This is a genomic window from Marinobacter nitratireducens (assembly GCF_000708045.1).
Taxonomy (GTDB): domain Bacteria; phylum Pseudomonadota; class Gammaproteobacteria; order Pseudomonadales; family Oleiphilaceae; genus Marinobacter; species Marinobacter nitratireducens.
The window spans coordinates 124,827-148,554 of sequence record NZ_ANIE01000008.1; the positions used below are offsets into that span (position 1 = coordinate 124,827).

The 23,728-nt window shown below is 57.6% G+C and carries 20 protein-coding genes and 1 riboswitch; of the genes, 16 read left to right on the forward strand and 4 right to left on the reverse strand.

What is annotated here, in order from left to right:
• Nucleotides 1-70: 70 nt before the first annotated feature.
• Nucleotides 71-1,576 carry a sodium/proton antiporter NhaB gene (gene nhaB, locus D777_RS14050; protein WP_036133355.1) on the forward strand — a complete coding sequence of 502 codons (1,506 nt, stop codon included), beginning with the start codon at nt 71-73 and terminating at the stop codon, nt 1,574-1,576.
• A gap of 91 nt (nt 1,577-1,667) precedes the next feature.
• A complete protein-coding gene (locus tag D777_RS14055) occupies nt 1,668-2,480 on the forward strand; it encodes a substrate-binding periplasmic protein (RefSeq protein ID WP_036133358.1) in 813 nt (270 codons plus the stop codon).
• A gap of 9 nt (nt 2,481-2,489) precedes the next feature.
• Here D777_RS14055 and D777_RS14060 read toward each other — a convergent pair whose 3' ends face one another.
• From D777_RS14060 to D777_RS14070, 3 genes are all read right to left on the reverse strand, one after another.
• Nucleotides 2,490-3,224: a DUF3047 domain-containing protein gene (locus D777_RS14060; RefSeq protein ID WP_227501782.1), complete on the reverse strand. Its 735-nt coding sequence runs from the start codon at nt 3,222-3,224 to the stop codon at nt 2,490-2,492.
• A gap of 66 nt (nt 3,225-3,290) precedes the next feature.
• Entirely contained in the window at nt 3,291-4,196 is a 906-nt protein-coding gene (locus tag D777_RS14065; RefSeq protein WP_036133361.1) for a response regulator transcription factor, read from the reverse strand.
• Nucleotides 4,183-7,566 carry an ATP-binding protein gene (locus tag D777_RS14070; RefSeq protein ID WP_036133363.1) on the reverse strand — a complete coding sequence of 1,128 codons (3,384 nt, stop codon included), beginning with the start codon at nt 7,564-7,566 and terminating at the stop codon, nt 4,183-4,185. Before D777_RS14070 ends, D777_RS14065 begins: the two co-directional genes overlap by 14 nt.
• Nucleotides 7,567-7,958: 392 nt before the next feature.
• Between D777_RS14070 and urtA the strand changes: the two genes are divergently transcribed.
• The 11 genes from urtA to D777_RS14125 all read left to right on the forward strand — a co-directional run bounded on the left by urtA (nt 7,959) and on the right by D777_RS14125 (nt 20,132).
• Nucleotides 7,959-9,137, forward strand: a complete 1,179-nt coding sequence (gene urtA, locus D777_RS14075; RefSeq protein ID WP_227501785.1) for an urea ABC transporter substrate-binding protein — start codon at nt 7,959-7,961, stop codon at nt 9,135-9,137.
• A gap of 81 nt (nt 9,138-9,218) precedes the next feature.
• Nucleotides 9,219-10,145, forward strand: coding sequence for an urea ABC transporter permease subunit UrtB (gene urtB / locus D777_RS14080; RefSeq protein WP_036133369.1), 927 nt, complete (start codon nt 9,219-9,221; stop codon nt 10,143-10,145).
• 9 nt (nt 10,146-10,154) lie between these two features.
• Complete coding sequence (gene urtC, locus D777_RS14085) at nt 10,155-11,354, forward strand: urea ABC transporter permease subunit UrtC (protein ID WP_036133372.1); 1,200 nt, start codon at nt 10,155-10,157, stop codon at nt 11,352-11,354.
• Nucleotides 11,354-12,112, forward strand: coding sequence for an urea ABC transporter ATP-binding protein UrtD (gene urtD, locus D777_RS14090; RefSeq protein WP_036133375.1), 759 nt, complete (start codon nt 11,354-11,356; stop codon nt 12,110-12,112). Before urtC ends, urtD begins: the two co-directional genes overlap by 1 nt.
• Nucleotides 12,113-12,114: 2 nt before the next feature.
• Nucleotides 12,115-12,804, forward strand: coding sequence for an urea ABC transporter ATP-binding subunit UrtE (urtE, locus tag D777_RS14095; protein WP_036133377.1), 690 nt, complete (start codon nt 12,115-12,117; stop codon nt 12,802-12,804).
• A gap of 14 nt (nt 12,805-12,818) precedes the next feature.
• Nucleotides 12,819-13,865, forward strand: a complete 1,047-nt coding sequence (locus D777_RS14100; RefSeq protein ID WP_036133380.1) for an aliphatic amidase — start codon at nt 12,819-12,821, stop codon at nt 13,863-13,865.
• Between the two features lie 15 nt (nt 13,866-13,880).
• The gene (locus D777_RS18180) at nt 13,881-14,111 is read left to right on the forward strand and encodes a hypothetical protein (protein WP_036133382.1); all 231 of its coding nucleotides are present in this window, start codon (nt 13,881-13,883) and stop codon (nt 14,109-14,111) included.
• A 130-nt stretch (nt 14,112-14,241) separates the two neighbouring features.
• Nucleotides 14,242-15,474 (forward strand): formamidase, encoded by a 1,233-nt coding sequence (gene fmdA, locus D777_RS14110; RefSeq protein ID WP_036133385.1) that lies wholly within the window; start codon nt 14,242-14,244, stop codon nt 15,472-15,474.
• A gap of 3 nt (nt 15,475-15,477) precedes the next feature.
• On the forward strand, nt 15,478-15,831 hold the full coding sequence (locus D777_RS14115) for a zinc ribbon domain-containing protein (protein ID WP_036133386.1): 354 nt from the start codon (nt 15,478-15,480) through the stop codon (nt 15,829-15,831).
• A gap of 83 nt (nt 15,832-15,914) precedes the next feature.
• Nucleotides 15,915-16,134: riboswitch (cobalamin riboswitch) on the forward strand.
• 129 nt (nt 16,135-16,263) lie between these two features.
• Nucleotides 16,264-19,044, forward strand: a complete 2,781-nt coding sequence (locus D777_RS14120) for a ribonucleoside-diphosphate reductase subunit alpha (protein ID WP_036133389.1) — start codon at nt 16,264-16,266, stop codon at nt 19,042-19,044.
• Nucleotides 19,045-19,073: 29 nt separating this feature from the next.
• Nucleotides 19,074-20,132, forward strand: coding sequence for a ribonucleotide-diphosphate reductase subunit beta (locus tag D777_RS14125; protein ID WP_036133392.1), 1,059 nt, complete (start codon nt 19,074-19,076; stop codon nt 20,130-20,132).
• Nucleotides 20,133-20,184: 52 nt separating this feature from the next.
• On the opposite strand, the gene D777_RS14130 is transcribed toward D777_RS14125, so the two are convergent.
• Nucleotides 20,185-21,168 carry an integron integrase gene (locus D777_RS14130; RefSeq protein ID WP_036133395.1) on the reverse strand — a complete coding sequence of 328 codons (984 nt, stop codon included), beginning with the start codon at nt 21,166-21,168 and terminating at the stop codon, nt 20,185-20,187.
• A gap of 344 nt (nt 21,169-21,512) precedes the next feature.
• Here D777_RS14130 and D777_RS14135 point away from each other — a divergent pair, with 344 nt between their 5' ends.
• The 3 genes from D777_RS14135 to D777_RS17940 all read left to right on the forward strand — a co-directional run bounded on the left by D777_RS14135 (nt 21,513) and on the right by D777_RS17940 (nt 23,692).
• Nucleotides 21,513-22,514, forward strand: a complete 1,002-nt coding sequence (locus D777_RS14135) for a serine hydrolase domain-containing protein (RefSeq protein WP_051669121.1) — start codon at nt 21,513-21,515, stop codon at nt 22,512-22,514.
• A gap of 105 nt (nt 22,515-22,619) precedes the next feature.
• Nucleotides 22,620-22,829, forward strand: coding sequence for a hypothetical protein (locus tag D777_RS14140; RefSeq protein ID WP_036133398.1), 210 nt, complete (start codon nt 22,620-22,622; stop codon nt 22,827-22,829).
• Nucleotides 22,830-22,921: 92 nt separating this feature from the next.
• Nucleotides 22,922-23,692 carry a hypothetical protein gene (locus D777_RS17940; protein WP_150112653.1) on the forward strand — a complete coding sequence of 257 codons (771 nt, stop codon included), beginning with the start codon at nt 22,922-22,924 and terminating at the stop codon, nt 23,690-23,692.
• The last annotated feature ends 36 nt before the right edge of the window (nt 23,693-23,728 follow it).

Genomic DNA, 23,728 nt, shown 5'->3' on the forward strand with positions numbered 1-23,728 from the left:
CATATATCAAGGAAGATATTCGCCCGCTGCCGCATACTTTTTCAGCACGTAAACTCAGAAGAATCCTGCAATGCCTACTACCGTATTTTCCGGCTTTACCCACAATTTCCTTGGCAAGGCGCCTGTCTGGTACAAACAGGTTATCCTGCTATTCCTGGTAGCTAACCCCATCGTCATGTTTGTGCTTGGGTCCGGGGCAGCGGGCTGGTTGCTGATTGCGGAATTCATCTTCACCCTCGCCATGGCGTTGAAGTGCTACCCGTTGTTGCCGGGAGGTTTGCTCGCCGTCGAGGCCCTGCTGATCGGGCTGACCTCTGCGGATGCCGTCTACAGCGAGGTGCTCACCAATTTCCCCGTGATCCTGTTGCTGATGTTCATGGTGGCCGGTATCTACTTCATGAAGGAGTTGTTGCTGGTTACGTTCACCCAGATTCTTGTCGGGGTGCGCTCGAAATCGGCCCTGTCCCTGCTGTTCTGCAGTGCGGCCGCACTGCTCTCCGCGTTCCTCGATGCATTGACCGTGACTGCGGTCATCATCAGCGTTGCCGTCGGCTTTTATGCGGTGTACCACAAGGTTGCCTCGGGCAAGGGCTACCATCATGCCGATCACAACGCCAATAACGATGACGAGGTGGTGGAGCTCCACCGGGAAGACCTGGAGAACTTCCGAGCCTTCCTGCGCAGCCTGTTGATGCATGGGGCTATCGGTACGGCCCTGGGTGGCGTGGCCACCATGGTGGGCGAGCCCCAGAACCTGCTGATTGCCAAGGTGGTCGGCTGGGATTTCGGCTCCTTCTTCCTGCACATGGCGCCGGTGAGTCTTCCGGTGCTGGCGGCTGGTCTGTTTACCTGCTGGGCGCTGGAGAAGTTACGCTGGTTTGGGTATGGCGGCCGTTTGCCCAAGCCGGTTCGCAAGGTACTGGAGGAGTTCGCGGAGAACGAGCGCGCCAAGCGAACCAAGGCGGATCAGGCGGCGTTGTGGATACAGGCCATTGCGGCCTGCATTCTGGTGGTCGGGCTGGCCTTCCATCTGGCGGAAGTCGGCCTGATTGGTTTGCTGGTGATTATCCTGATCACCTCGTTCACTGGTATTACCGATGAGCACCAGATCGGTAAGGCTTTCCAGGAATCCCTGCCGTTTACTTCGTTGCTGGTGGTGTTCTTTGCGGTTGTGGCCGTCATTCATGAACAGCACCTGTTCAAGCCCATCATCGAGTATGTGCTGTCCCTGCCTGCCGGGCAGCAGCCCGGCATGTTTTTCCTCGCCAATGGCATCCTGTCCATGATCAGTGACAACGTCTTCGTGGCCACGGTGTATATCAGTGAGGTCAAACAGGCCCTTGATGCGGGAAGCATCAGCTTCGAGCACTTCCAGGATCTGGCGGTTGCCATCAACACCGGCACCAACCTTCCGAGCGTCGCCACGCCGAATGGTCAGGCGGCATTCCTGTTCCTGCTGACCTCTGCCATCGCACCGCTGGTGCGACTCTCGTACGGTCGTATGGTCATCATGGCGTTTCCCTACACCCTGGTGATGGGTGGTCTGGGGTTGTACATGGTGATGAACTACGTCTGATTCGACTTGTTGGCATTTTGCAATCGTTGGCAGTGCAGTTTTGCGTTTGTCTGTTACTCTCAGAGTACTTCGAACCATAAAAGTACGATCCATGTACAAACGCTGCACTGCCTTCGCCAACGTATTGATGTTATTGCCACTTCTATGGGCTCTGCTTCTTGTTGCTGTGCCGCTGGCACAGGCCGAGGAAACGCCTGAAAAAACGGTCAGAATTGCCTACGTGGAGTTTCCCCCAATCACCTATCGGGATGAGAACGGCGAGCCAGCCGGTCTGTTTATCGATATCACCCGAAAAGTGGCGTTGGAGGCAGGCTTCACGCCGGATTTCCTCTATCTGCCTGTGAGCCGGGCCTACCTGTATCTTTCAAATGGGCAAATTGATGCCTGGCCCGGGGTGTCCAACATACCGGCGCTCGAGGGTGAGGTCCTGGAGAGCTGGGCCAGCCCCATGCCCGTTCAGCTCAGTGCCTGGTACCTGGAGGGTAAACAGCCACTGGCTCATTTCAGCCAACTTCAGGACACGCGTGTCATTGTGATCGGCGGCTATACCTACGGCGGGCTGCTGTACTGGCTGAACGACCAAGCTGGCATCACCGTCACCGAGGCACCTAATCACCGGGCTGCGCTTGAAATGCTCAAGCGGAACCGTGGAGATTACTTGCTGGATTACAGTGAACCGGTTCGCGAAATACTGCTAAAACCGGACGATGATCTGTTGAGAGAATCCCGGGTTCGCTCACGGAACCTGGCGTGGCTGTTCTCGCTGGCCAGCCCCCGGGCCGCTCTGATACGGGATGCTTTTGACGATGCCTATATCCGGCTGGCGGATCGTGGCGAAGTACCGCCGGTTCGAGTCCTGAACCGGGGTTTTGTTGTCCCCGGATTCCCGGAAAAATATCGCTGATTCGGACAATCAGGGGCCCGGCTCGATGGTGATGTCACCATACCATGCGGTGGCCTTCTCACCGGTATTGTCCGAGTCCGACATGATGGCAATGCCCACCAACGGCGGGGGATTCTCACCAAACGCTGCCCGGTAGTCAGCGACGATATCCCGCTCAACCGTGACCCAGGTGCCGGCCTGTGCCGAACCGGATTGAGTGGCAATCATTACAGTGCGGTCTGTATAAGGGTTTGGGACCATTTCGCCCGCTGGCAGCTTATTAGCCCAGATGTAGTTCAGGGCATTACCTGGCAGTGTTTCCCCAAAGAGCACCTCCACCGCCTTGCGCTTTGCCCGCTCGAAGAAACCGGCCTTATCGGGCTGGAATTCAAACGCGACGTAGATTCTCGCCGGGTAGTCATCCCCGGATTTTTCCCTGGCATCTCCCTGTTCAAAGACATTGGAGACCTTCCAGCGCCATCGCAGTGAAAGCGAGTCACCGGGATCCAGTGCTATTCTGGCAATCAGCCCGGAGGCACCGCCGTTGGTGTCTGATCGAACGACCTGTTGACCATCCTCGGTCACCAGTTGATACCGGGAATGTTGCTCAATCTTTGGAAACTCCAGCGGCTCCCAGCCGGATTCGGCGTCCAGAGACGACAGTTCTGAGAACGCTGGCAGGCCGGGTGCTGCCTGGACACCGTTGGCCGTCAGAAGAGTGCAGGCCAACAGCAGGCCAGTAATGGCGGGGATATTCTGCAACACTGTTTTCTCCCTTGTCCGGATAGCTTGGGCAATCATATACGGACAGACACGGAGGGCGCCAAAAAGTTACATCGTCGCCAACAGACGGATGGCGCTGGCCGCGGCAGCCGTTCGGTTCTCCACGCCGAGTTTCCGGAATACCTGTTCCAGGTGCTTGTTGACAGTGCGCGGGCTCATATCCAGGATCTGACCGATCTCCCGGTTGGTTTTTCCGTTAGCAATCCAGAGCAATACATCGGACTCGCGAAGCGTGAGTTCAAAGCGTTCCCTCAGCGCTGCAGCGGCGCTGTTCTGGTTCTGCGGCGTCTTCAGCCGTAACAGGTACTCCCGGTTATCCACGAGCGCCAGAAACTCCACCGATCGCGGTGCTTCAAGAACTCGAAGAGGCAGGCTGTGCCCCGGCTCCGGCTGGTGGCTGAGCCATTCCTCCAGCTGGACCCTGAAATCCGGATACTCGGGGTGATGGTTTTCCGGCAGGCATCGGCTGACCTGCGGGGTGCCCCACAGCAGGTTGCCGTCACGATCAACGGCAAACAGATTCTGACCGGCGGTATCCAGAGCACATCGGGCGCTTCGGGTCATTCGGGCATTGGCGAGATGAACGTCCATCCGTGCCAGCAACTCGGTGGTGTTGATGGGCTTGGTCACGTAGTCCACGCCACCGGCGTTCAGGCCCATAACCACATGCTCGGTATCGCTCAGGCCGGTCATAAAAATGATGGGAATGTCGGCGAACGCCGGGTTCTCCTTCAGCCTGCGGCAGGTCTCAAAACCATCCATGTTTGGCATCATCGCGTCCATCAGCACCACGTCGGGGGTGATGTTCTGGCTGATGGTCAGGGCCTGGTTGCCTTCGAGAGCAACCAGCACCGTCATCCCTGCTTCCTCAAGGGCGTCGTTGATCATGCGGATGGAGTCGATGTCGTCGTCCACCACCATGACCACGGTCTTTCGGTCATCAGGAAACTTCATGTTCGTCTACCTCGAGCAATTCGAGAATCTTCTCGAACTGAAAATCATGGGTGAGTTTGGTCAGTTCCTGCGCGAACTGTTGGTCGGCATCGCCACTGTGCTTGAGGGCATCGAGGGCTTCCAGCAGCCCCTTTCGATGACCAATCCGTGCCAGCTTTGCCAGCTTCTGTCGATGTTCGGAACCTGGCAGTGTCAGATCGCCATTGCTCGGTACGGGTATCGCGGCCAGGGGTTCCGCGCTTCTCTCGTAGCGCCACTCAAGGTTCAATAGCCGGCCCATGGTGTCCAGCAGTCGGGTGAGTCTCACTGGCTTGATGATGTAGCCATCATGTAGCTGGGGAGACTCCGCTGAGTGGTATCCCTCGTTGGCATCGGCGGAGATCATCACCACCGGCATGCTGCGTTTGTCGTCCCGCAGGGCCTGAAGGACCTCCCAGCCGCTAAGACCGGGCATGTTTACATCAAGCAGTATCAGGTCGGGCTGTTTTTCGGCGACTAGTTCCAGCACCTGGATAGCGTTGCCGGTGTCAGTTACCTCGAACCCCAGCGGCGCGAGCAGGGCGCGAATAACCTGGCGGTGAGAGTCATCGTCGTCGACCACGAGCACTTTGCGGCGCGGGCCCTGGTAGCCGTAGATGCGCCGGGTCGGGGCGGCGATGGAGCCCTGGCCGGCACCGTGCACACTGGAAAGCATCAGGCTTACCTTGAAAGTGCTGCCCTGGCCGGGTGTACTTTCCACCGCGATGTCACCGCCCATGATCTCGGTCAGTAATCGAGTGATGGTGAGTCCGAGGCCGGTCCCGGTCCGGCTTTGGCCGGGATTACGAATGCGCTCGAACGGTCGGAAAATACGCTCCATGTTTTCCTCGGCGATGCCTTCGCCTGAGTCCCTGACGGTAAATTCTGCCACCTGGCTGCGGTAGCGGAGGGTCAGGGAAACGCCGCCCCGATCGGTGTACTTGATGGCATTGGAGAGCAGATTGATGAGGATCTGACGCAGACGCTTTTCATCGGTGGTTACGACTTCCGGCAGCGGCAGGGGGCAGTTGTATTCGAACGTGAGCCCCTTCTCTTCCGCCTGCAGCCGGAACATGGTGACCAGTTGTTCCATCAGGAAGCCGATTCGTACCCGATCACGGTGGAGATCCAGCCTGCCGGCCTCGATCTTGGAAATATCCAGCAAGCCCTCGATCAGGTCGGTCAGGTACACACCACTGCGCCGGATGACGCCGATGGCCTCTTTGCGATGTTCCGGAATGCTCTCGTCCTGTTCCAGTAACTGGGCATAGCCGAGGATGGCATTGAGGGGTGACCTCAGTTCATGACTGATCCCCGTCAGGTAACGACTCTTGGCACCATTGGCGGCTTCCGCCTGTTCCTTGGCCTGTTGCAAGGCCTGGTCGGTGCGTTTGTGGGCCAGCACCTCCTCCATTAGCAGTCGATTCTGGCGCCGGGATTCCTCTTCGGCGACGACGCGGCTGTCATGGGCCAGCACGAACAACCAGCAGATCACACCGGTGACAATGACCAGTATGAAAAAGACTTTCCAGAGCGTGACCGACAACAACGCGGCTTCCGTGGCCGAGGCCACTGGTGTTTTCGAGTAGATCAGTGACAGCAGCAGCCCGGACAGACCATTGATCAACACCAGCAACGTGAGGAAATGCCCCAGCCGTGACTGCAGGGCAATGAGTGCCCGTTTCGGCATCAGTTTGCCAAGAAACTGCTGCAGTTGTTCCTGATAACCCGCGCCGGGCTTGCAGGCGTCGGCACAGCGGGCATCCAGGGAACAGCACAGCGAGCAGATGTTGCCATCGTAGGCTGGGCAGCTGGTGACATCCTCGGGCTCGAAGCGGTGTTCACAGATGGAGCAGGGTACCAGCTCGTGATCGGTCGCCAGGGGGACAAACGGGCGGGCGGTGTAGAAGCGTCCGCCGGTCTTCCAGGCAATCAGTGGCGCGGTAAGCAGCGCCACTCCCAGGGCAATAAAGTGAGACAACGCCTGGGCGTAGTCGCCGAGAATTCCGGTATGACAGGTAATGCCGATTACAGAGGCGGTAATCATCGCCCCCACGCCGACCGGATTGATGTCGTAAAGGTGCGCGCGTTTGAACTCGATGTGCTTGGGGCTCAGGCCCAGCGGCTTGTTGATCACCAGGTCTGCCACCAGTGAACCGACCCAGGCAATGGCGACAATGCCGTAGAACCCCAGGGTTTCTTCCAGCGCGTGATAGACCCCCAGTTCCATCACCAGCAGGGCAATGGCCACATTGAAGAACAGCCACACTACCCGGCCCGGGTGGCTGTGGGTCAGTCGGGAGAAGAAATTCGACCAGGCAATGGAGCCGGCATAGGCGTTGGTGACGTTGATCTTGATCTGGCAGAGGATGACAAACACCCCGGCCATGGCCAGCGAAACCTCCGGTGAGTGCGTGATGTAGTTGAAGGCGATCAGGTACATCTGGGTTGGGTCGGCGGCTTCGGCGGCGTTTATGCCCTGATTCAGTGCGAGCACGGCCAAAAAGGAGCCTGCCAGAATCTTCAGCATGCCGACAATGATCCAGCCCGGTCCGCCCGCCATGACAGCGGCCCACCAACGACGCTTCTCACGAGCATTTTGGGGCTCCGGTATGAACCTCAGAAAATCCACCTGCTCCCCAATCTGGGCAATCAGTGAGAACACCACGGCAGCCGCAGCGCCAAACATCAAGATATTGAACCCGCCATCGCCCACACCGTTGAGGCCCTCGAAGCGAGTCCAGTCCTCTACCGAGGAGGCATCGGCATAGATGATGAAAACAAACGGAGTGATCTGGAGCAGGATGAACAGCGGCTGTGTCCACACCTGGAAACGGCTGATGGTGGTGATGCCGTGGGTGACCAGCGGAATGATCACAACAGCGCAGATCAGGTAGCCAATCACCAACGGGATGCCGAACAGCATCTCCAGCGCCATGGCCATGATGGCGGCCTCCAGCGCGAAGAATATGAAGGTGAACGACGCATAGATCAGTGAGGTGATGGTGGAGCCAATGTAGCCAAACCCGGCGCCGCGGGTCAGCAGATCAATGTCCACACCATACCGGGCGGCGTAGTAGCTGATGGGCAGGGCGGTGAGAAAAATCACCAGGCTGGCGACAAGAATGGCGGCCACGGCGTTATCGAATCCGTAGTGCAGGGTAATGGAGCCGCCGATGGCCTCCATGGCGAGAAAGGAGATGGCCCCCAGCGCCGTGTTACTGACCCGCCCCGCAGACCATCGCCGGGCGCTCTTGGCGGTAAAACGCAGGGCGTAGTCTTCCAGGGTCTGGTTGGCCACCCACTGATTGTAGCTGCGCCGAACCCGGAAAATGTTCTGTCTTGCTGCCATGAATGCCTGACCTTACGGAAACTGCAACGCGTGGTTTTGGTGCGTGCCGGGGTGGATATGCACCGGATCAGAAAGCCAGAACAAGATCCGTGCCATCTGCCGGTGCACGGTGTTCCATCTTTAAATCCCTGCCTGCGGTTTTAGCTTTTCCCGGTCTTCCCCGGTATGCGTCAAATGACGTAGTGCGCTGGGGTGATTGGCGAATGGGCACCCATGACGGGCCTGAGCAGAATGTGTGACGTGGGCGCTGTGCTTCCGAACAGGAGCACGGCACCGGTTTTCAAACACTGCGAGGAATAACCATGGGAACCACAACGACAGCTGCCGGTCGGCGGCCATTTGGAAAGGGAAAGGGGCTCAGACAGAGCCTGGCGACACTGGCAGCATCCGTCATGCTGGCTACTTCGGCTCAGGCTGCTGTGCCACCAACGGAAGAAGTGAACACCACTGGCCTGGCCGTCACTGACGACACCGTTCAGGTGGGTATTCTGCATTCCATCACCGGCACCATGGCGATCAGTGAGATCGGCTCCGTTCAGGCTGAAAAGCTGGCCATCAAGCAGATCAACGAGTCGGGCGGTGTGCTGGGTCGGCAGATTGAGTTCATCCAGGAAGACGGCGCCAGTGACTGGCCCACCTTCGCCGAGAAAACCCGCAAACTGCTGCGCCAGGATGACGTAGCGGCCATCTTCGGCTGCTGGACATCGGCGTCCCGTAAAGCCGTACTGCCAGTCATGGAGCAGTACAACGGCATGCTTTACTACCCGACCTTCTACGAGGGTCTGGAGCAGTCACCAAACGTGATCTACACCGGACAGGAAGCGACCCAGCAGATTCTTGCCGGCATTGACTGGGCGGTAAAAGAGAAGGGCGCCAAGTCGTTCTACCTGCTCGGTTCTGACTACATCTGGCCGCGTACCTCCAACAAGATTGCCCGCAAGCACATCGACAAGCTGGGTCTGAAAGTTGTGGGCGAAGAGTACTACCCGCTGGGCCACACCCAGTTCAACTCTGTGATCAACAAGATCAAGCTCAAGAAGCCCGACGTGATCTTTGCGTCCGTCGTTGGTGGCTCCAACGTGGCCTTCTACAAGCAGATGAAAGCCGCCGGTGTGGACTTCACCGAGGAAGATCCGCTGCTGCTGACCATCTCCGTGACCGAGGATGAAATTCGTGGCATCGGCGGTGAGAACGTCGAAGGCATCTACGCCTCCATGAAGTACTTCCAGAGCCTGGATAACCCGAATAACAAGGACTTCGTTGCTGCCTTCAAGGAAGCCTACGGCGACGACATGGTGATCGGTGACGTGACCCAGGCCGCCTACCTCGGCCCCTGGCTGTGGAAGTTCGCGGTCGAGAAGGCCGGTTCATTCGACATCGACAAGATCCGCGAAGTGTTCGCCGGTATTGAGTTCGACAAAGCGCCTGAAGGCTATGTGCGTATCCACGAGAACCATCACCTGTGGTCCAAGACCCGCATCGGTCGCGCCAAGACAGACGGTCAGTACGACGTGGTCTACGAGACCCAGGAGCTGATGGAGCCGGATCCGTTCCCCGAGGGATATCAGTAATCGTGGCTGGCCGGTGCCTCAAGGCGCCGGCCCCACGCTTTCCAGTGACCGGTTTGTGTTTATCTGAGGGGAGTAAGGGTCATGTTTGATGGCTACACCACCAGTGAATTGATGTCGATATTTGCCATGCAGGGATTTGCCGGGCTGTCCCTGTTTTCAGTGTTCGTCCTGATGGCACTGGGCCTGGCGATCATCTTTGGTCAGATGGGTGTGATCAATATGGCCCACGGGGAATTCATGATCCTTGGCGCCTACACCACCTACCTGACGTCCGGATTTTTCCAGAGTTATCTGCCCAGCCTCTTCGGCGGGTACTTCTTCATCGCCATGATACTGGCGTTTCTCATCTGTGCCGCGCTCGGGGCACTCATCGAGTGGCTGATGATACGACACCTGTATCACCGACCTCTGGATACTCTGCTGGCTACCTGGGGCCTGAGCCTGATCATGCAGCAAGCCTACCGTTCCATCTTCGGCGCCCGTGAAGTTGGCGTGGACCTGCCCGACTGGATGATGGGTGCTTTCCAGGTGACCGATCTGGTGGAACTGCCGATCAACGGCCTGTTCGTGATGATCATTGCCCTGTCCATTGCGCTTGGCGTCTACCTGCTGATGTACCGCTCCACCTGGGGCAAGAAGGTACGTGCCGTGGTTCAGAACCGCCCGATGGCTGAGGCGGTGGGTATCAACAGCGCAGGCGTGGACCGAATGACCTTCGCCCTTGGCTGCGGCATCGCCGGTATTGCCGGCGCGGCCTTCACCATGATCGGGTCCACCGGCCCATCCTCCGGCCAGGCTTACATCGTCGACACCTTCCTCGTGGTTGTGTTCGGCGGCGCCCAGAGCCTGATCGGCACCATTGTGTCTGCCTTCGGCATCTCCCAGGCCCAGTCCACGATGGAATTCTTCCTCAGTGGCTCCATGGCCAAGGTGCTCACCCTGCTGGTGGTCGTCGGCATCCTGATGCTGCGTCCGGAAGGCCTCATGGCTCTCAAGGTCCGTCGCTAGGAGACAATCATGAAAAGTTCATCTCCCCTGAAATGGTTTGCCTCCCGCGAGGGGCTCTACTACCTGGCTCTGGCGCTGTTGCTGGTGGTCATCCTGCCGCTGGCGCTGGACCCGTTCCGCCTGAACATGGTGGGCAAGTACCTGACCTACGCCTTTGTCGCCATTGGCCTCGTGATGTGCTGGGGTAAGGCCGGCATTCTCAGCCTGGGCCAGGGCGTGTTCTTTGGCCTTGGCGGTTACTGCATGGCCATGTTCCTGAAGCTGGAGGCCTCCACACCGGAGGCCACGGCCATCCAGTCCACGCCGGGCATCCCGGACTTCATGGACTGGAACCAGCTGACCGCTCTGCCGTGGTTCTGGGAGCCGTTCCACAGTCTCTCATTCACCCTGATCGCGATCATTGCGGTACCGGTGATCCTCGCCTTCGTCATTGGCTTTGCCATGTTTACCCGCCGGGTTGGCGGCGTGTACTTCGCCATCATCACCCAGGCCATTGCCGCCATCCTGACCATTCTGATCATTGGTCAGCAGGGTTATACCGGTGGCGTAAACGGCATCACTGATCTGAAGACCCTGGCTGGCTGGGACATCCGCACCGATGCCGCCAAGACCACTCTGTACTTCGTGTGCGTGGGCATGCTGTTCCTGTGCCTGTTTGCCGCCCGCTTCGTCCAGAACCGCAAGCTCGGGCGCATCCTCGTGGCCATGAATGCCCAGGAAAACCGCGTTCGCTTCTCCGGCTACGACGTGGCGGCGTTCAAGATCTTCGTGTTCTGCCTCGCAGCAGCATTTGCGGGCATTGGCGGCGCGCTGTTCACCCTGATCGTCGGCTTCATGTCGCCGTCGTTCATCGGCATCGTCGCCTCCATCGAGATGGTCATCTTCTGTGCCCTCGGTGGCCGACTGTCGATCCTCGGTGCGGTCTACGGTGCGTTGCTGGTGAATGCCGCCAAGAGTGGCTTCTCCGAATCCTTCCCGGAACTGTGGCCATTCGCCATGGGTGCCTTGTTCATTGGTGTGGTCCTGGCGTTCCCGAACGGACTGGCCGGCCTTTACCAGAGCTATGTGATGCCACTGGAGGAGCGTTTGTTCAAGCGCAAGCCCAAGACTGAGGCAGCCGCTCCTGCACCCCAGAAGCCGGTGGAGAAAAAAGACGAGGGCCGTGACTACGACCCGATGCTGGATCAATACAGCCCGGAGAAATCCTGATGAACGCAGCCAAAACCACGAGCAAGGACTTCCTGCTGGCGGTGGAGGGACTCACCGTGTCCTTCGACGGCTTCAAGGCAGTGGATGACCTTTCGTTTTACCTCGATCCCAAGGAAATCCGGGTCATCATCGGCCCCAATGGTGCCGGCAAGACCACGGTGCTGGACCTGATCTGCGGCAAGACCAAAGCCACCTCCGGCTCGATCAAATTTGCCGGCAAGGAGCTGACCAGGCTGAAGGAGCACCAGATCGTTCATTCGGGCGTCGGTCGAAAATTCCAGACCCCGTCGGTGTTCGAGGATCTGACCGTGTTCGAGAACCTGGAGGTGTCTTATCCACAGGGGCATTCGGTCATGGGTGCCCTGGCATTCAAGCGCGATGCCGCGGTGATTGAGGCGGTGGAGGCCGTGGCTGACACCATCTTCCTCAGTGACGCCCTGGATCAGCCGGCGGCGCTGCTCAGCCACGGTCAAAAGCAGTGGCTGGAGATTGGCATGTTGCTGATCCAGAAACCGGATCTGCTGATGCTCGATGAACCGGTGGCCGGTATGTCGGTTGCCGAACGCCAGAAAACCGCCGAGCTGTTGCGGCGGATCACCAAGGACCACACGGTGCTGGTGATCGAGCACGACATGCAGTTTGTCGGCGACATCGCAGACCGGGTCACGGTGATGCATCAGGGCAAGGTTCTTTCCGAAGGGTCCATCGAGCATGTGAAGTCGGACCCGAAAGTCATCGAAGTCTATCTGGGGCACTGATCATGCTGAGCTTGAAACATCATTCGGTGGCCTATGGCCAGAGCAGCATCATCCAGGACCTGAACCTGGAAGTGGGCAAGAACGAGATTGTGGCTGTGGTGGGCCGCAACGGTATGGGCAAAACCACACTGATGAAATCCCTGGTGGGAATGACACCCACCAAAGCAGGGCAAGTCACGCTCGACGGGACCGATCTCTCTAACCTGAAGAGTTTCCAGAGGGTGCGGGCCGGGATCGGTTTTGTGCCCCAGGGGCGCATGATCTTCCCGACCCTCACCGTGAAGGAAAACATCGAGACCGGCCTGGCGGCGGTGGGCGAGAAGAAGATTCCCGAAGACCTCTACGAACTCTTCCCGGTGCTGAAGGAAATGCAGAACCGGCGTGGTGGCAACCTCTCCGGTGGTCAGCAACAACAACTGGCGATTGCCCGTGCGCTGGCGACCCGGCCGAAGGTGCTGCTGCTTGATGAACCGACTGAAGGCATCCAGCCCAACATCATCAAGGACATCGCCAAGACGTTGCGTCGGATTCGTGATGAGCGTGGCCTGTCCATTGTGGTGTCGGAGCAGGTGCTGAGCTTTGTGATGGACGCGGCAGACCGGATCCTGGTGATCGAGAAAGGGAAGATTGTCCACGAGGAGAGTCGGGAAGAGGCGGATCAGGAGAAAATTGCCAGTTATCTGGCGGTATAAACAGGAGACTAACCATGAGACACGGTGATATTTCCAGCAGTAACGATACCGTCGGCGTGGCGGTGGTGAACTACAAAATGCCGAGGCTGCACAGCAAGGCCGAGGTGTTGGACAACGCCCGCAAGATTGCGGACATGATCAAGGGCATGAAGGTCGGCCTGCCGGGCATGGACCTGGTGGTGTTTCCGGAATACAGCACCATGGGGATCATGTACGACAACGACGAAATGATGGAAACCGCCGCCACCGTTCCCGGTGACGAGACGGCCATCTTCTCGGCGGCCTGCCGCGAAGCCAACACCTGGGGCGTGTTTTCACTGACCGGCGAGCGTCACGAGGATCACCCTAACAAGGCGCCCTATAACACCCTGGTATTGATCAACAACGAAGGCGAGATTGTCCAGAAGTACCGCAAGTGCATCCCCTGGTGCCCGATAGAGGGCTGGTATCCCGGAGATACCACTTATGTGACCGAAGGCCCCAAGGGCATGAAGATCAGCCTGATCATCTGCGATGACGGCAATTACCCGGAGATCTGGCGGGATTGCGCCATGAAGGGCGCTGAACTGATTGTCCGCTGCCAGGGCTATATGTACCCGGCCAAGGAACAACAGATCATGATGGCCAAGAGCATGGCCTGGGCCAACAACTGCTATGTGGCTGTCGCCAACGCCAGTGGCTTTGACGGCGTGTATTCCTACTTCGGCCATTCTGCCATCGTCGGCTTTGACGGTCGTACGCTTGGTGAGTGCGGAGAGGAAGATATGGGCGTTCAGTATGCCCAGCTTTCCGTGAGCCAGATCCGGGATGCCCGGGCCAATGACCAGTCCCAGAACCACCTATTCAAACTGCTGCACCGGGGGTACACAGGGGTTCACAACTCCGGTGACGGCGACAAGGGTGTGGCGGACTGCCCGTTCGAGTTCTACCGCACCTGGGTGATGGACGCCCAGAAGGCGCAGGAGAATGTAGAAGCGATGACCCGCAAAACCGTGGGCACTGCGGAATGCCCTGTGGGAGAACTGCCTGTTGAGGGCAAGGAAAAAATCGCAGGCGCCTAAGCCCGGGAGGTTCGGATGCCGTTTATCAATGAACGGCTCGAAGCCAATCGGGATGCCATTGCAAAGAACCGGGCCGATTCAGGCCCGGTTCGTGTTTCCCGGTTTCGCTTTGAGCCAGAGGCTGTGATGACCCGCCTTCGGGACACCGCCCTGCGCCGCCACTTTGACCCGGAATTCCTCAACCGGATTCAGCGCCGGGTTGAAAGGCAGCGATGTGGTCGTGAGCCAATACGTCGAATGACGTAGGTGCCGGGGGCAATTCGCGAATACCGCCACCGGGCCGAATCTTCGATAGTGAATAACGTCAGCGCAGGGACCCTCGTCACTGCGTACCCATGCTTTGAATGATCAAGCAGAGAACCCAGGAGAAACCGCAATGGCTGAAACACTCATCAAGGTCGATTTGACGAAATCCGCATACGAGAACGAGAAGGTCCATAACCGCTGGCACCCCGACATTCCCATGGCGGTGTCCGTCAAACCCGGCGATGACTTCATTCTGGAATGCCACGACTGGACCGGTGGCCAGATCAAGAACGACGACTGCGCGGACGACGTGCGCGACGTGGACCTCACCCAGGTGCACTTCCTCTCCGGCCCGGTGGGCGTTGAAGGTGCCGAGCCCGGTGATTTGCTGGAAGTGGACATCCTCGACATCGGTGCCTTCAAGGACGAGCAGTGGGGCTTTAACGGTTTTTTCTCCAAGCAGAACGGCGGCGGCTTCCTGACCGAGCACTTCCCGGAGGCCCAGAAATCCATCTGGGACTTTAACGGCATGTTCACCAAATCCCGCCACATTCCCAACGTGGAATTTGCCGGCATGATCCACCCCGGCCTGATCGGCTGCCTGCCGTCCAAGGAAATGCTGGACGAATGGAACAAGCGTGAGAAAGAACTCTACGACACAGAGCCGGACCGAGTGCCGGGCCTGGCCAACCTCCCGTACGCAGACACCGCCCACCTGGGTAAGCTGGCCGGTGATGCGGCCAAGAGCGCAGCAGCCGAGGCCGCCCGCACCGTGCCGCCCCGTGAGCACGGCGGTAACTGCGACATCAAGGACCTCTCCCGTGGCTCCAAGGTGTACTTCCCGGTGTATGTGAAGGGCGCGGGTCTGTCTGTGGGCGATCTGCACTTCAGCCAGGGCGACGGTGAAATCACCTTCTGTGGTGCCATCGAAATGGCGGGCTGGATCCACCTGCGGGTGAACCTGATCAAAGACGGCGTCGCCAAGTACGGCATCAAGAACCCGGTGTTCAAGCCCAGTACCATCAAACCGCGTTATGAAGACTACGTGATCTTCGAGGGGATCTCGGTGGACGAGGAAGGCCAGCAGCACTACCTCGACGTGCACGTGGCCTATCGCCAGGCCTGCCTGAATGCCATCGAGTACCTGGGCAAATTCGGCTACACCCCGGCCCAGAGTTACGCACTGCTTGGCTGTGCGCCGGTGGAAGGCCACATCAGCGGGGTGGTGGATGTGCCGAATGCCTGCGCGACGCTCTGGCTGCCCACCGAAATCTTCGACTTCGACATCAATCCGACGGCGGAAGGACCGACCAAGAAGGTTACGCCGGGCACCGACGTACCCCTGTCACCGGACAAGGAGTAAGCCATGCCACTGTATGACTACAAATGCCGCGAGCACGGCCTGTTCCAGGAACTGGGCACCATGGCTGAGGCGGGTAGCCCCGCCGAATGCCCAACCTGCAAAGCATTGTCGCCCCGGGTGATTGTGCTGCCACCGGAACTGGTGGGCATGGACCCGGCCCGGCGCAACGCCGAAGAGCGCAACGAGAAGGCGCGGCACGAGCCGATCATCTCCACCGCAGACCAGCGAGCCCGGGACGCCGAGCATCGCAAAACCTGTGGCTGCAAGAAGAAATCCGACGGCAAGCACATGCTGTTCTACACCGCCGATGGGAAGAAAATGTTCCCCTCCATGCGGCCCTGGATGATCAGCCACTGACTGAACGTTGTGAAACTGTCACGTGTTTGGCCCCCACGGGGGCCTTTTTTATTGCCCGCCTTGTTCTCCCTGAACTTGCCGTATATAGTGTTCTAATCCTTGGTTCACTACCAGATATTGTGATCATTCTGTGATCACTGCGGTAGTCGGGAATCCGGTGAGAATCCGGAACTGACGCGCAGCGGTATTGGGGAACAAGCGAGGCACCAAGACACTGGCAACCGCCGGGAAGTCGCCCCGCACGGCCGAATCTCACGATTCATGCCCCTGAGTCCGAAGACCTGCCAGGGAGACGGAGCACATCATTGCTCCGTAACTGCACCTTCGCGACCCAGGGTGAGCAGACCGGTATTTCCCCGCCCGTATGACGGCTGTGGTGTGCCCCTGCGATCGCGAAGTTGAAAGGAACTAACGCGATTCAGGAGAGCCCAGATGTCCGCCACAGCCCTGGCTGAAACCCAGCCGTCCACCGTTGCCGAAACCGAGACCCTGCAGGTCATCAAACGCAACGGCACCCTTGTCAGTTTTAATCCATCCAAGATCAGTGTTGCCGTTACCAAGGCCTTTCTGGCTGTGGAAGGCGACTCTGCCGCTGGTTCCGCCCGCGTGAACGACGCCGTTCACCGGGTTACCGAGCAGGTGATTCAGGCCATTGGCCGACGCCTCAAAGCGGGCGGCAAGGTGCACATCGAAGATATTCAGGACCAGGTGGAACTGGCCCTGATGCGGGCGGAAGAGCAGAAAGTGGCTCGGGCGTACGTGCTCTACCGGGAAGAGCACGCCCGGCAGCGCGCCCACGATGACCCCATGGAAGCCCACCCACACCTGACCGTGAAAAAGGCCAACGGCGAGATTGCCCCGCTGGACCTTGGGTTGATGAAACTGCAGGTGGAGCAGGCTGCCACCGGATTGGACGGGATTGATGGCGAATCCCTGGTGGACGATGCCCTGACCAACCTCTACGACGGCATTGCCGAAGAAGACGTGCTCTCCGCCCTGATCATGACCGCCCGCAGCCGCATCGAACGGGAGCCGGACTACAGCGCCGTCACTGCCCGCTTGCTGCTGGAGCAGTTACGTCTGGAAAACGCCATGGCACTTGGGTTACCGATCAGCCTGCCGTTAGCGGAAATTTATCCACAGGCGCTGACCGCCTTCGTGGAGTCTGGCATCCGCTACGAACTGCTCGATGAGGCGCTGGCCGCCTACGACCTGGAACGCCTCGGCGCGGCCCTGAAACCGGAGCGGGATCTGCAGTTTGGCTTCCTCGGTTTGCAAACCCTCTACGACCGCTACTTCCTGCACTGGAACGACGCCCGCCTGGAGCTGCCGCAGGTGTTCTTCATGCGCGTGGCCATGGGCCTGGCCCTGCGGGAAGACGAGCCCAACGAGCGTGCCATCGAGTTCTACAACCTGCTTTCCAGCTTCGACTACATGGCCTCCACGCCGACCCTGTTCAACAGTGGCACCCGCCATTCCCAGCTCTCGTCCTGCTACCTCACCACCGTGGGGGATGATCTGGAAGATATCTACGGCGCCATCCGCGACAACGCGCTGCTCTCGAAATGGGCCGGCGGCCTTGGCAATGACTGGACGCCGGTACGGGCGCTGGGCTCCCACATCAAAGGCACCAATGGCAAAAGCCAGGGCGTGGTACCCTTCCTGAAAGTGGTGAACGACACCGCCGTGGCGGTGAATCAGGGCGGCAAGCGTAAAGGTGCCGTGTGCGCCTACCTGGAAAGCTGGCACCTGGACATCGAAGAGTTTCTGGAGCTGCGTAAGAACACCGGCGACGAACGCCGCCGCACCCATGACATGAACACCGCCAACTGGGTGCCGGACCTGCTCATCGAACGCATGCGCGAAGACCGGGACTGGACTCTGTTCTCACCCAGCGACGCGCCGGACCTGCACGATCTTTACGGCAACGAATTCCGCGAACGCTACGAACAATACGAAGCGCTGGCAGAGCAGGGCAAACTCGCCCTGTTCAAGAAAGTGCCTGCGAAACAGCTCTGGCGCAAAATGCTCACCGTGCTGTTTGAAACCGGCCACCCGTGGATCACCTTCAAAGACCCCTGCAACCTGCGTTCACCGCAGCAGCACCGGGGCGTGGTGCACAGCTCCAACCTGTGTACCGAAATCACCCTCAACACCAGCGCCAATGAAATTGCCGTGTGCAACCTGGGCTCCGTGAACCTGGCCGCCCACATCCGCGACGGCGAACTGGATGTGCAGCGCCTGGAACAGACCGTATCCACCGCCGTACGCATGTTGGATAACGTCATCGACATCAATTACTACGCCGTGCCCCAGGCCCGTAACTCCAACCTTCGCCATCGCCCGGTAGGCCTTGGCCTCATGGGCTTCCAGGATGCGCTCTACAAGCTTGGCCTGCCATATTCCAGCCCGGAGGCGGTGGAGTTTGCTGACGTGGCCATGGAACAACTGAGCTACTTCGCCATCCGTGCCTCCGCCACCCTCGCCGGTGAACGCGGCGCCTACGAGACCTATGAAGGTTCGCTGTGGGACCAGGGCATCCTGCCCATCGATTCCATCAGCCTGCTCAAGAGAGCGCGTAGGGAAGGGGACATCAGCCTCAACACCAACGCCCGCCTGGACTGGACCCCGGTGCGTGAACTGGTGGCCAAACACGGCATGCGCAACAGCAACGTGATGGCGATTGCTCCCACCGCGACCATCTCCAACATTGTGGGGGTGTCCCAGTCCATCGAGCCGGCGTATCAGAACCTGTTCGTGAAATCGAACCTTTCCGGCGAATTCACCGTGGTGAACCCCTCACTGGTGCGTGATCTCAAGGCCGAAGGCCTGTGGGACAACGTGATGGTGAACGACCTCAAATACTTCGACGGCAGTGTTCAGCAGATTGACCGCATCCCTCCCGAACTGAAAGCCCGCTACGCGACTGCATTTGAAATCGACGCCCGCTGGCTGGTGGAAGCCGCCGCCCGCCGCCAGAAATGGCTGGACCAGGCCCAGAGCCTCAACCTCTACATGGCCGAACCCAGCGGCAAAAAGCTGGATGCCCTGTACCAGCTGGCGTGGGAGCGTGGCCTGAAAACCACCTACTACCTGCGTTCCCTGGGTGCCACCGGTGCGGCCGAGAAAACCGCGCCCGTCGCAGCGCCTTCTGTCGCACCCGGGCCCCAGGTTTGCAGCATCGACAACCCGGACTGCGAAGCCTGTCAGTAACCACTCACTTTTAACAGGAGGCAACCATCATGCTGGACTGGGACGACGAACCCAAAACCGAACACGCACCCGCCGCCACCGGCGGACCGGCCCCCGTGAACGTGGACGACAAGCGCGTGATCAACGGCGAAACAGACATTAACCAGCTTGCGCCGTTCAAGTACCCCTGGGCCTGGGAGTACTTCATGAATGCCAACAAAAACCACTGGACTCCCCTGGACATCAACATGGCCCAGGACGTCCACGACTACCACCACCGCCTGACCGCGCCGGAAAAGCACGTGTACGAAAACGTGCTGGCGTACCTCACCACCTCCGACATCCTCGCCATGCGCAACATCGGCCTGGCCGTGATGGAGAAAATGAGCGCCCCCGAACTGCAGATCTACCAGGCCCGGCAAGTGTATGAGGAAGCCCTGCACACCTGGACCTACCAGCACTGCATTGAAACCCTCAACCTCGACCAGAGCGAGATCTACAACCGCTACCGCGTGGTGCCGGAGATTAACGGCAAAATCCAGCTCGCCAACCGCCGGCTGGATGCGGCCATGCGCTCCGACATGAACCTGCGCAACCGGGACGACCTGGAAGAATTCATCATGTCGTACCTGTTCTTTGCGGCCGTGTTCGAAGGCTGCTGGTTCTACAACGGCTTCAGCCCCATCTTCGCCCTGCAGCGCCGCGGCCTGATGCGCGGCACCGGCGAGCAACTGCAATACATCCTGCGGGACGAAGCCATGCACTTCTCCTTCGGCCTGAAAGTGGTGAACCAGATCCTCGAAGAGGAAAACATCACCCTCGACCCGAAAGCCGTGCGCGAGATGTGGGACGAATCCGAAGCCGCCGAGAAGGCCTACGCCAACTACATCCTCCGGGACCCGATCCTCGGCTATTCAGCCGAATACCACAGCGAACAGTTCCGCTTTGTAGCCAACCGCCGTGCCCGCACCGTGGGCCTGGAAGAACCGTTCCCGGGTGCGAAAAACGTCTCCCCCTGGCTGGATGAGCAGGCGACGATGCGGAAGGAGAAGAACTTTTTCGAAACGCGGGTGATTGAGTACCAGACCGGGGCGCAGTTGGAGTGGTGACCTGCGGCCGACCGGGCGTCTCAGCCCACTCCACCGCCGCCAAGCCAGAAGCTCATGGATCCAGGGGGCTACTGATCCCACGCTGATGGCTGCCGATCACGTGGGTGTAGATTTGGGTGGTAGAAATGTCATTGTGGCCCAGCAACTCCTGAATACTGCGGATGTCTGTGCCACTTTTGAGCAGATTGGTCGCAAAACTGTGGCGAAAGGTGTGGCAACTCGCCTTCTTACGAATGCCGGCAGCGCGGATGGCGGCATTCACCGAACGACGAACCTGTTGCTCGCCAATATGATGGCGCCGGCGGACGCCAGAGCGAGGGTCCACTGACAAGCGATGTGCCGGGAACACGTACTGCCATGCCGGACTGCGGGCGGCATTGGGATACTTCTTCGACAAGGCATTCGGCAGATACACCTCCCCGAACCCATCGTCCAGATCCTGCCGATGCAACGCCAGCGCGAGTTCAACCTGATGCCGTAACCCCTCCGTTACCGAGGTTGGCAACAGGGACCGACGCCACTTATCGCCCTTGGTCTCCCGTACGAACAAACATTGCTCGGAAAAATCGACGTCCTGAACCCGCAACCGGGTGGCCTCCATTACCCTGAGCCCCGAACCATACATCAGGCTCGCCAACAGTTTATGGGTACCCTGCATGTTGGACAGCACCGCCATGGCTTCATCATGGCTGAACACCGTGGGCAGCCGACGCGCCTGGGTGGTGTTGGTAAACTGCAGCTTACCAAGTTCACGGCCGAGAAACTGGTGATACATAAACACCACCGCGTTCAGGGCGGTTTTTTGCGTGTTCACCGACACGTTTCGATTGTTGGCAAGATGGCTGAGCCAGGCGTTCACTTCCTCTGCGCCCATGGTTTCCGGGTGGCGGGCACCGTGAAACCGAATGAAATCCCGAACCCAGAGGCAGTAGGTTTTTTCGGTGCGGTAAGCCAGCTGACGAGCGCGGATAAAGGCGCGAAACCGGTCCATAAACCGGATGGGAACCGCAGGTAGTGGGGTGGGGATGTCATCCATGACAGCGTTCGTTACTGATTACTGTATGTACGCACAGTCTAGTTGTGCCGGCGTGTTGCTGCAACGAGAAAGCGATCAAGATGATCGTGAACTGGGGGCGTTTTATTGAATTGGTTGAATTTTCAAAAAAAACAATTGGATAGAAACCAGTTATTGGGTGGGAGATAGTCGTCTTGATGAATATTTTTATTTTGGGATTCTGACCCCAAAAGTGAAGGAAGTGTTTGACGTTACGGGATTTTCTGCCTAGTTTTGGGAAGAATTAAAATTGAGATATGAGTCGTGGGGAAAGTGGTCGTTGGGGCTCATATACAAATGTTACTTTTCTTGAACAGGGAGTCGTTGTGGAGGAGTTCATTAAATCTTTGCTGAGTACCGTCAAGGCACCAGCGACCGGGATCGTTGTCATACACAATGGGCATATCGTCATAAACGACGCGTTTGGTTTGGCGGACGTAGAAAATAGTGTGAAAGCTCATCCGAGGAGTTCTTTTAAGTTGGCTTCGATAACGAAGCATTTCACGGCATTTTCTATCTTGCGACTGGTAGAGTATGGGAAAATTAAGCTTTCAGATCCCCTGTTGAAATATTTTCCTGAGTACGAAAGCTTAAATCCAAGAATAAAGATAGAGAATCTGCTAAACCATACCTCTGGCATCCCTGGATATACTGAGTTGACAGAGCTGTTTTCTCCGTATGAGAAAGTTGAGGCTACGCACGAACAGATGTTAACCGTGTTTATGGGTCAGCCTCTTTTATTTGAACCGGGTTCTAGATTTGAATACAGCAACTCCGGATATTACTTGCTTGGTCTAATTATTGAGAGAGCTTCTGGGTATACGTACGAGGAATACTTAAAAAGAGAATTCTTCAATCCTATTGGAATGCACGATACCTGTTATGCAAGTGATAAATCAATAATCCCAAACAGGGTTAGAGGCTATGATACTCAGCAAGGTGCTTCGAACACTAGCCTGCAGAATTGCGAATATATCAGCATGAACCCTCCTTACGCTGCTGGAGGACTTTGCTCCACTACGACAGACATGGCCAAATGGCTCAGTGCCCTCCTGGCAGGAAGGGTTCTAGGTAGTGATCTAATGCTGAAGGCATGCTCTCCGACAAAGCTGAAGAATGGCCTTGCTGTTGAATACGGCTATGGGCTTAATGTTGGTACCAAACATGGTGTCAAGGCTGTAGGTCATGATGGCGGAATACCTGGCTTCGCTAGTGCATTCATGATGTATCCAGAGTCAAATACTGCAATTTTGGTACTTGTTAACGATGAAAGGAGCGACCCGTGGGCCATTGAGGACAGAATATCTTCCTACATTCTAAGAAAGTAACAATGTGGTCAACGGGACGCCAACTACGCTGCGCTCCGTTGGCGCCCATTACCACTGGCGTTATGCTGCATTGTGAGACTGAGAACTAGGGATTGAGATCGATATATGGAAAACGCTAAGGCCGATGCGGCTCTTTATCTGTTAACAGGGCTTCTTCAGCGTCTAAATGCTGAGCGTCCAGGTATGCTTCAGGAAATGATCGCGGGCGTTGAGGATGATCGGGCATCACTGCCAGACAACATAGAGAACAGGGAGCATGTGGAGAAGATTTTTGACGAGGCAATGGGATTGCTAGCGCGTGCTAATACTGCATAACCAGTCAATTAAGTTCGCTCCCGGCCTGGCGGCCGTCCACCGGACGGCTTTCAGCCGCCGCTTATCTCAGCGTTAACTTGAGGGAGGAATGTATGAAGCTTTGTGAGATGTGCAAAAGCGAAGCTACTCTCCAGAGTTCTCATGCAATCCCAGACACCGTCTTTCGGCGAATACTGAGAGAAAACAGTGGAAAGCTCATAGTTGTTCCGGGCGGAGGGAGCGATCCTGTCCATTATTCCAGCGATACATGGGACACTGAACAACTCTGCAAAGATTGCGAAGCGCTGCTCAATATAAACTATGAAAGCTACTCTATACGCCTTTTGCGCGGAAAGGTTGGGGCTGTAACAAAGCACGAAAGTGGCGTGACTTTTGAGAATATTGAAACAAGAAAACTCGCGAGCTTTTTTATCTCAATATTTTGGAGAGCTGCGAACTCAACGCATGAATCGTATTCCAAAGTCTACATTCCAGATCCTTGGAATGATCAAATCAGGGTTTTGCTGTCTGAGAATAGAGCAATACCTCGAAACCTAGTAACAGTAAAGATATTCAGGTTGTGTGACAGGACCAAGAAGGGCGGATTTACCCAAGAAAATTTGAAATCGATGCTCGTGAGCCCTTTCCCGCGCCGATACCGCCAAGGATGTTATTCTTTTTGCTTTATTTTGGAAGGATTTTTCATAGAAGTTTTTATCCCTGGGTTAAGGGCAAAGCCGAGGAGAGCGAGAGGAGTTCTTTCAAATCGCTCAAGGTTCATAATGGCACCATTTTTAAATATATTTGATGTTCCCGAACTTAAAGAGTGTTTAGTGGAAGGATATCGAAAATATATTGAAGGTTCGGTAACGTTCCAAAGTTAACAAGTGACTGTGGTGTCAATTCCATAAATTAAGCCA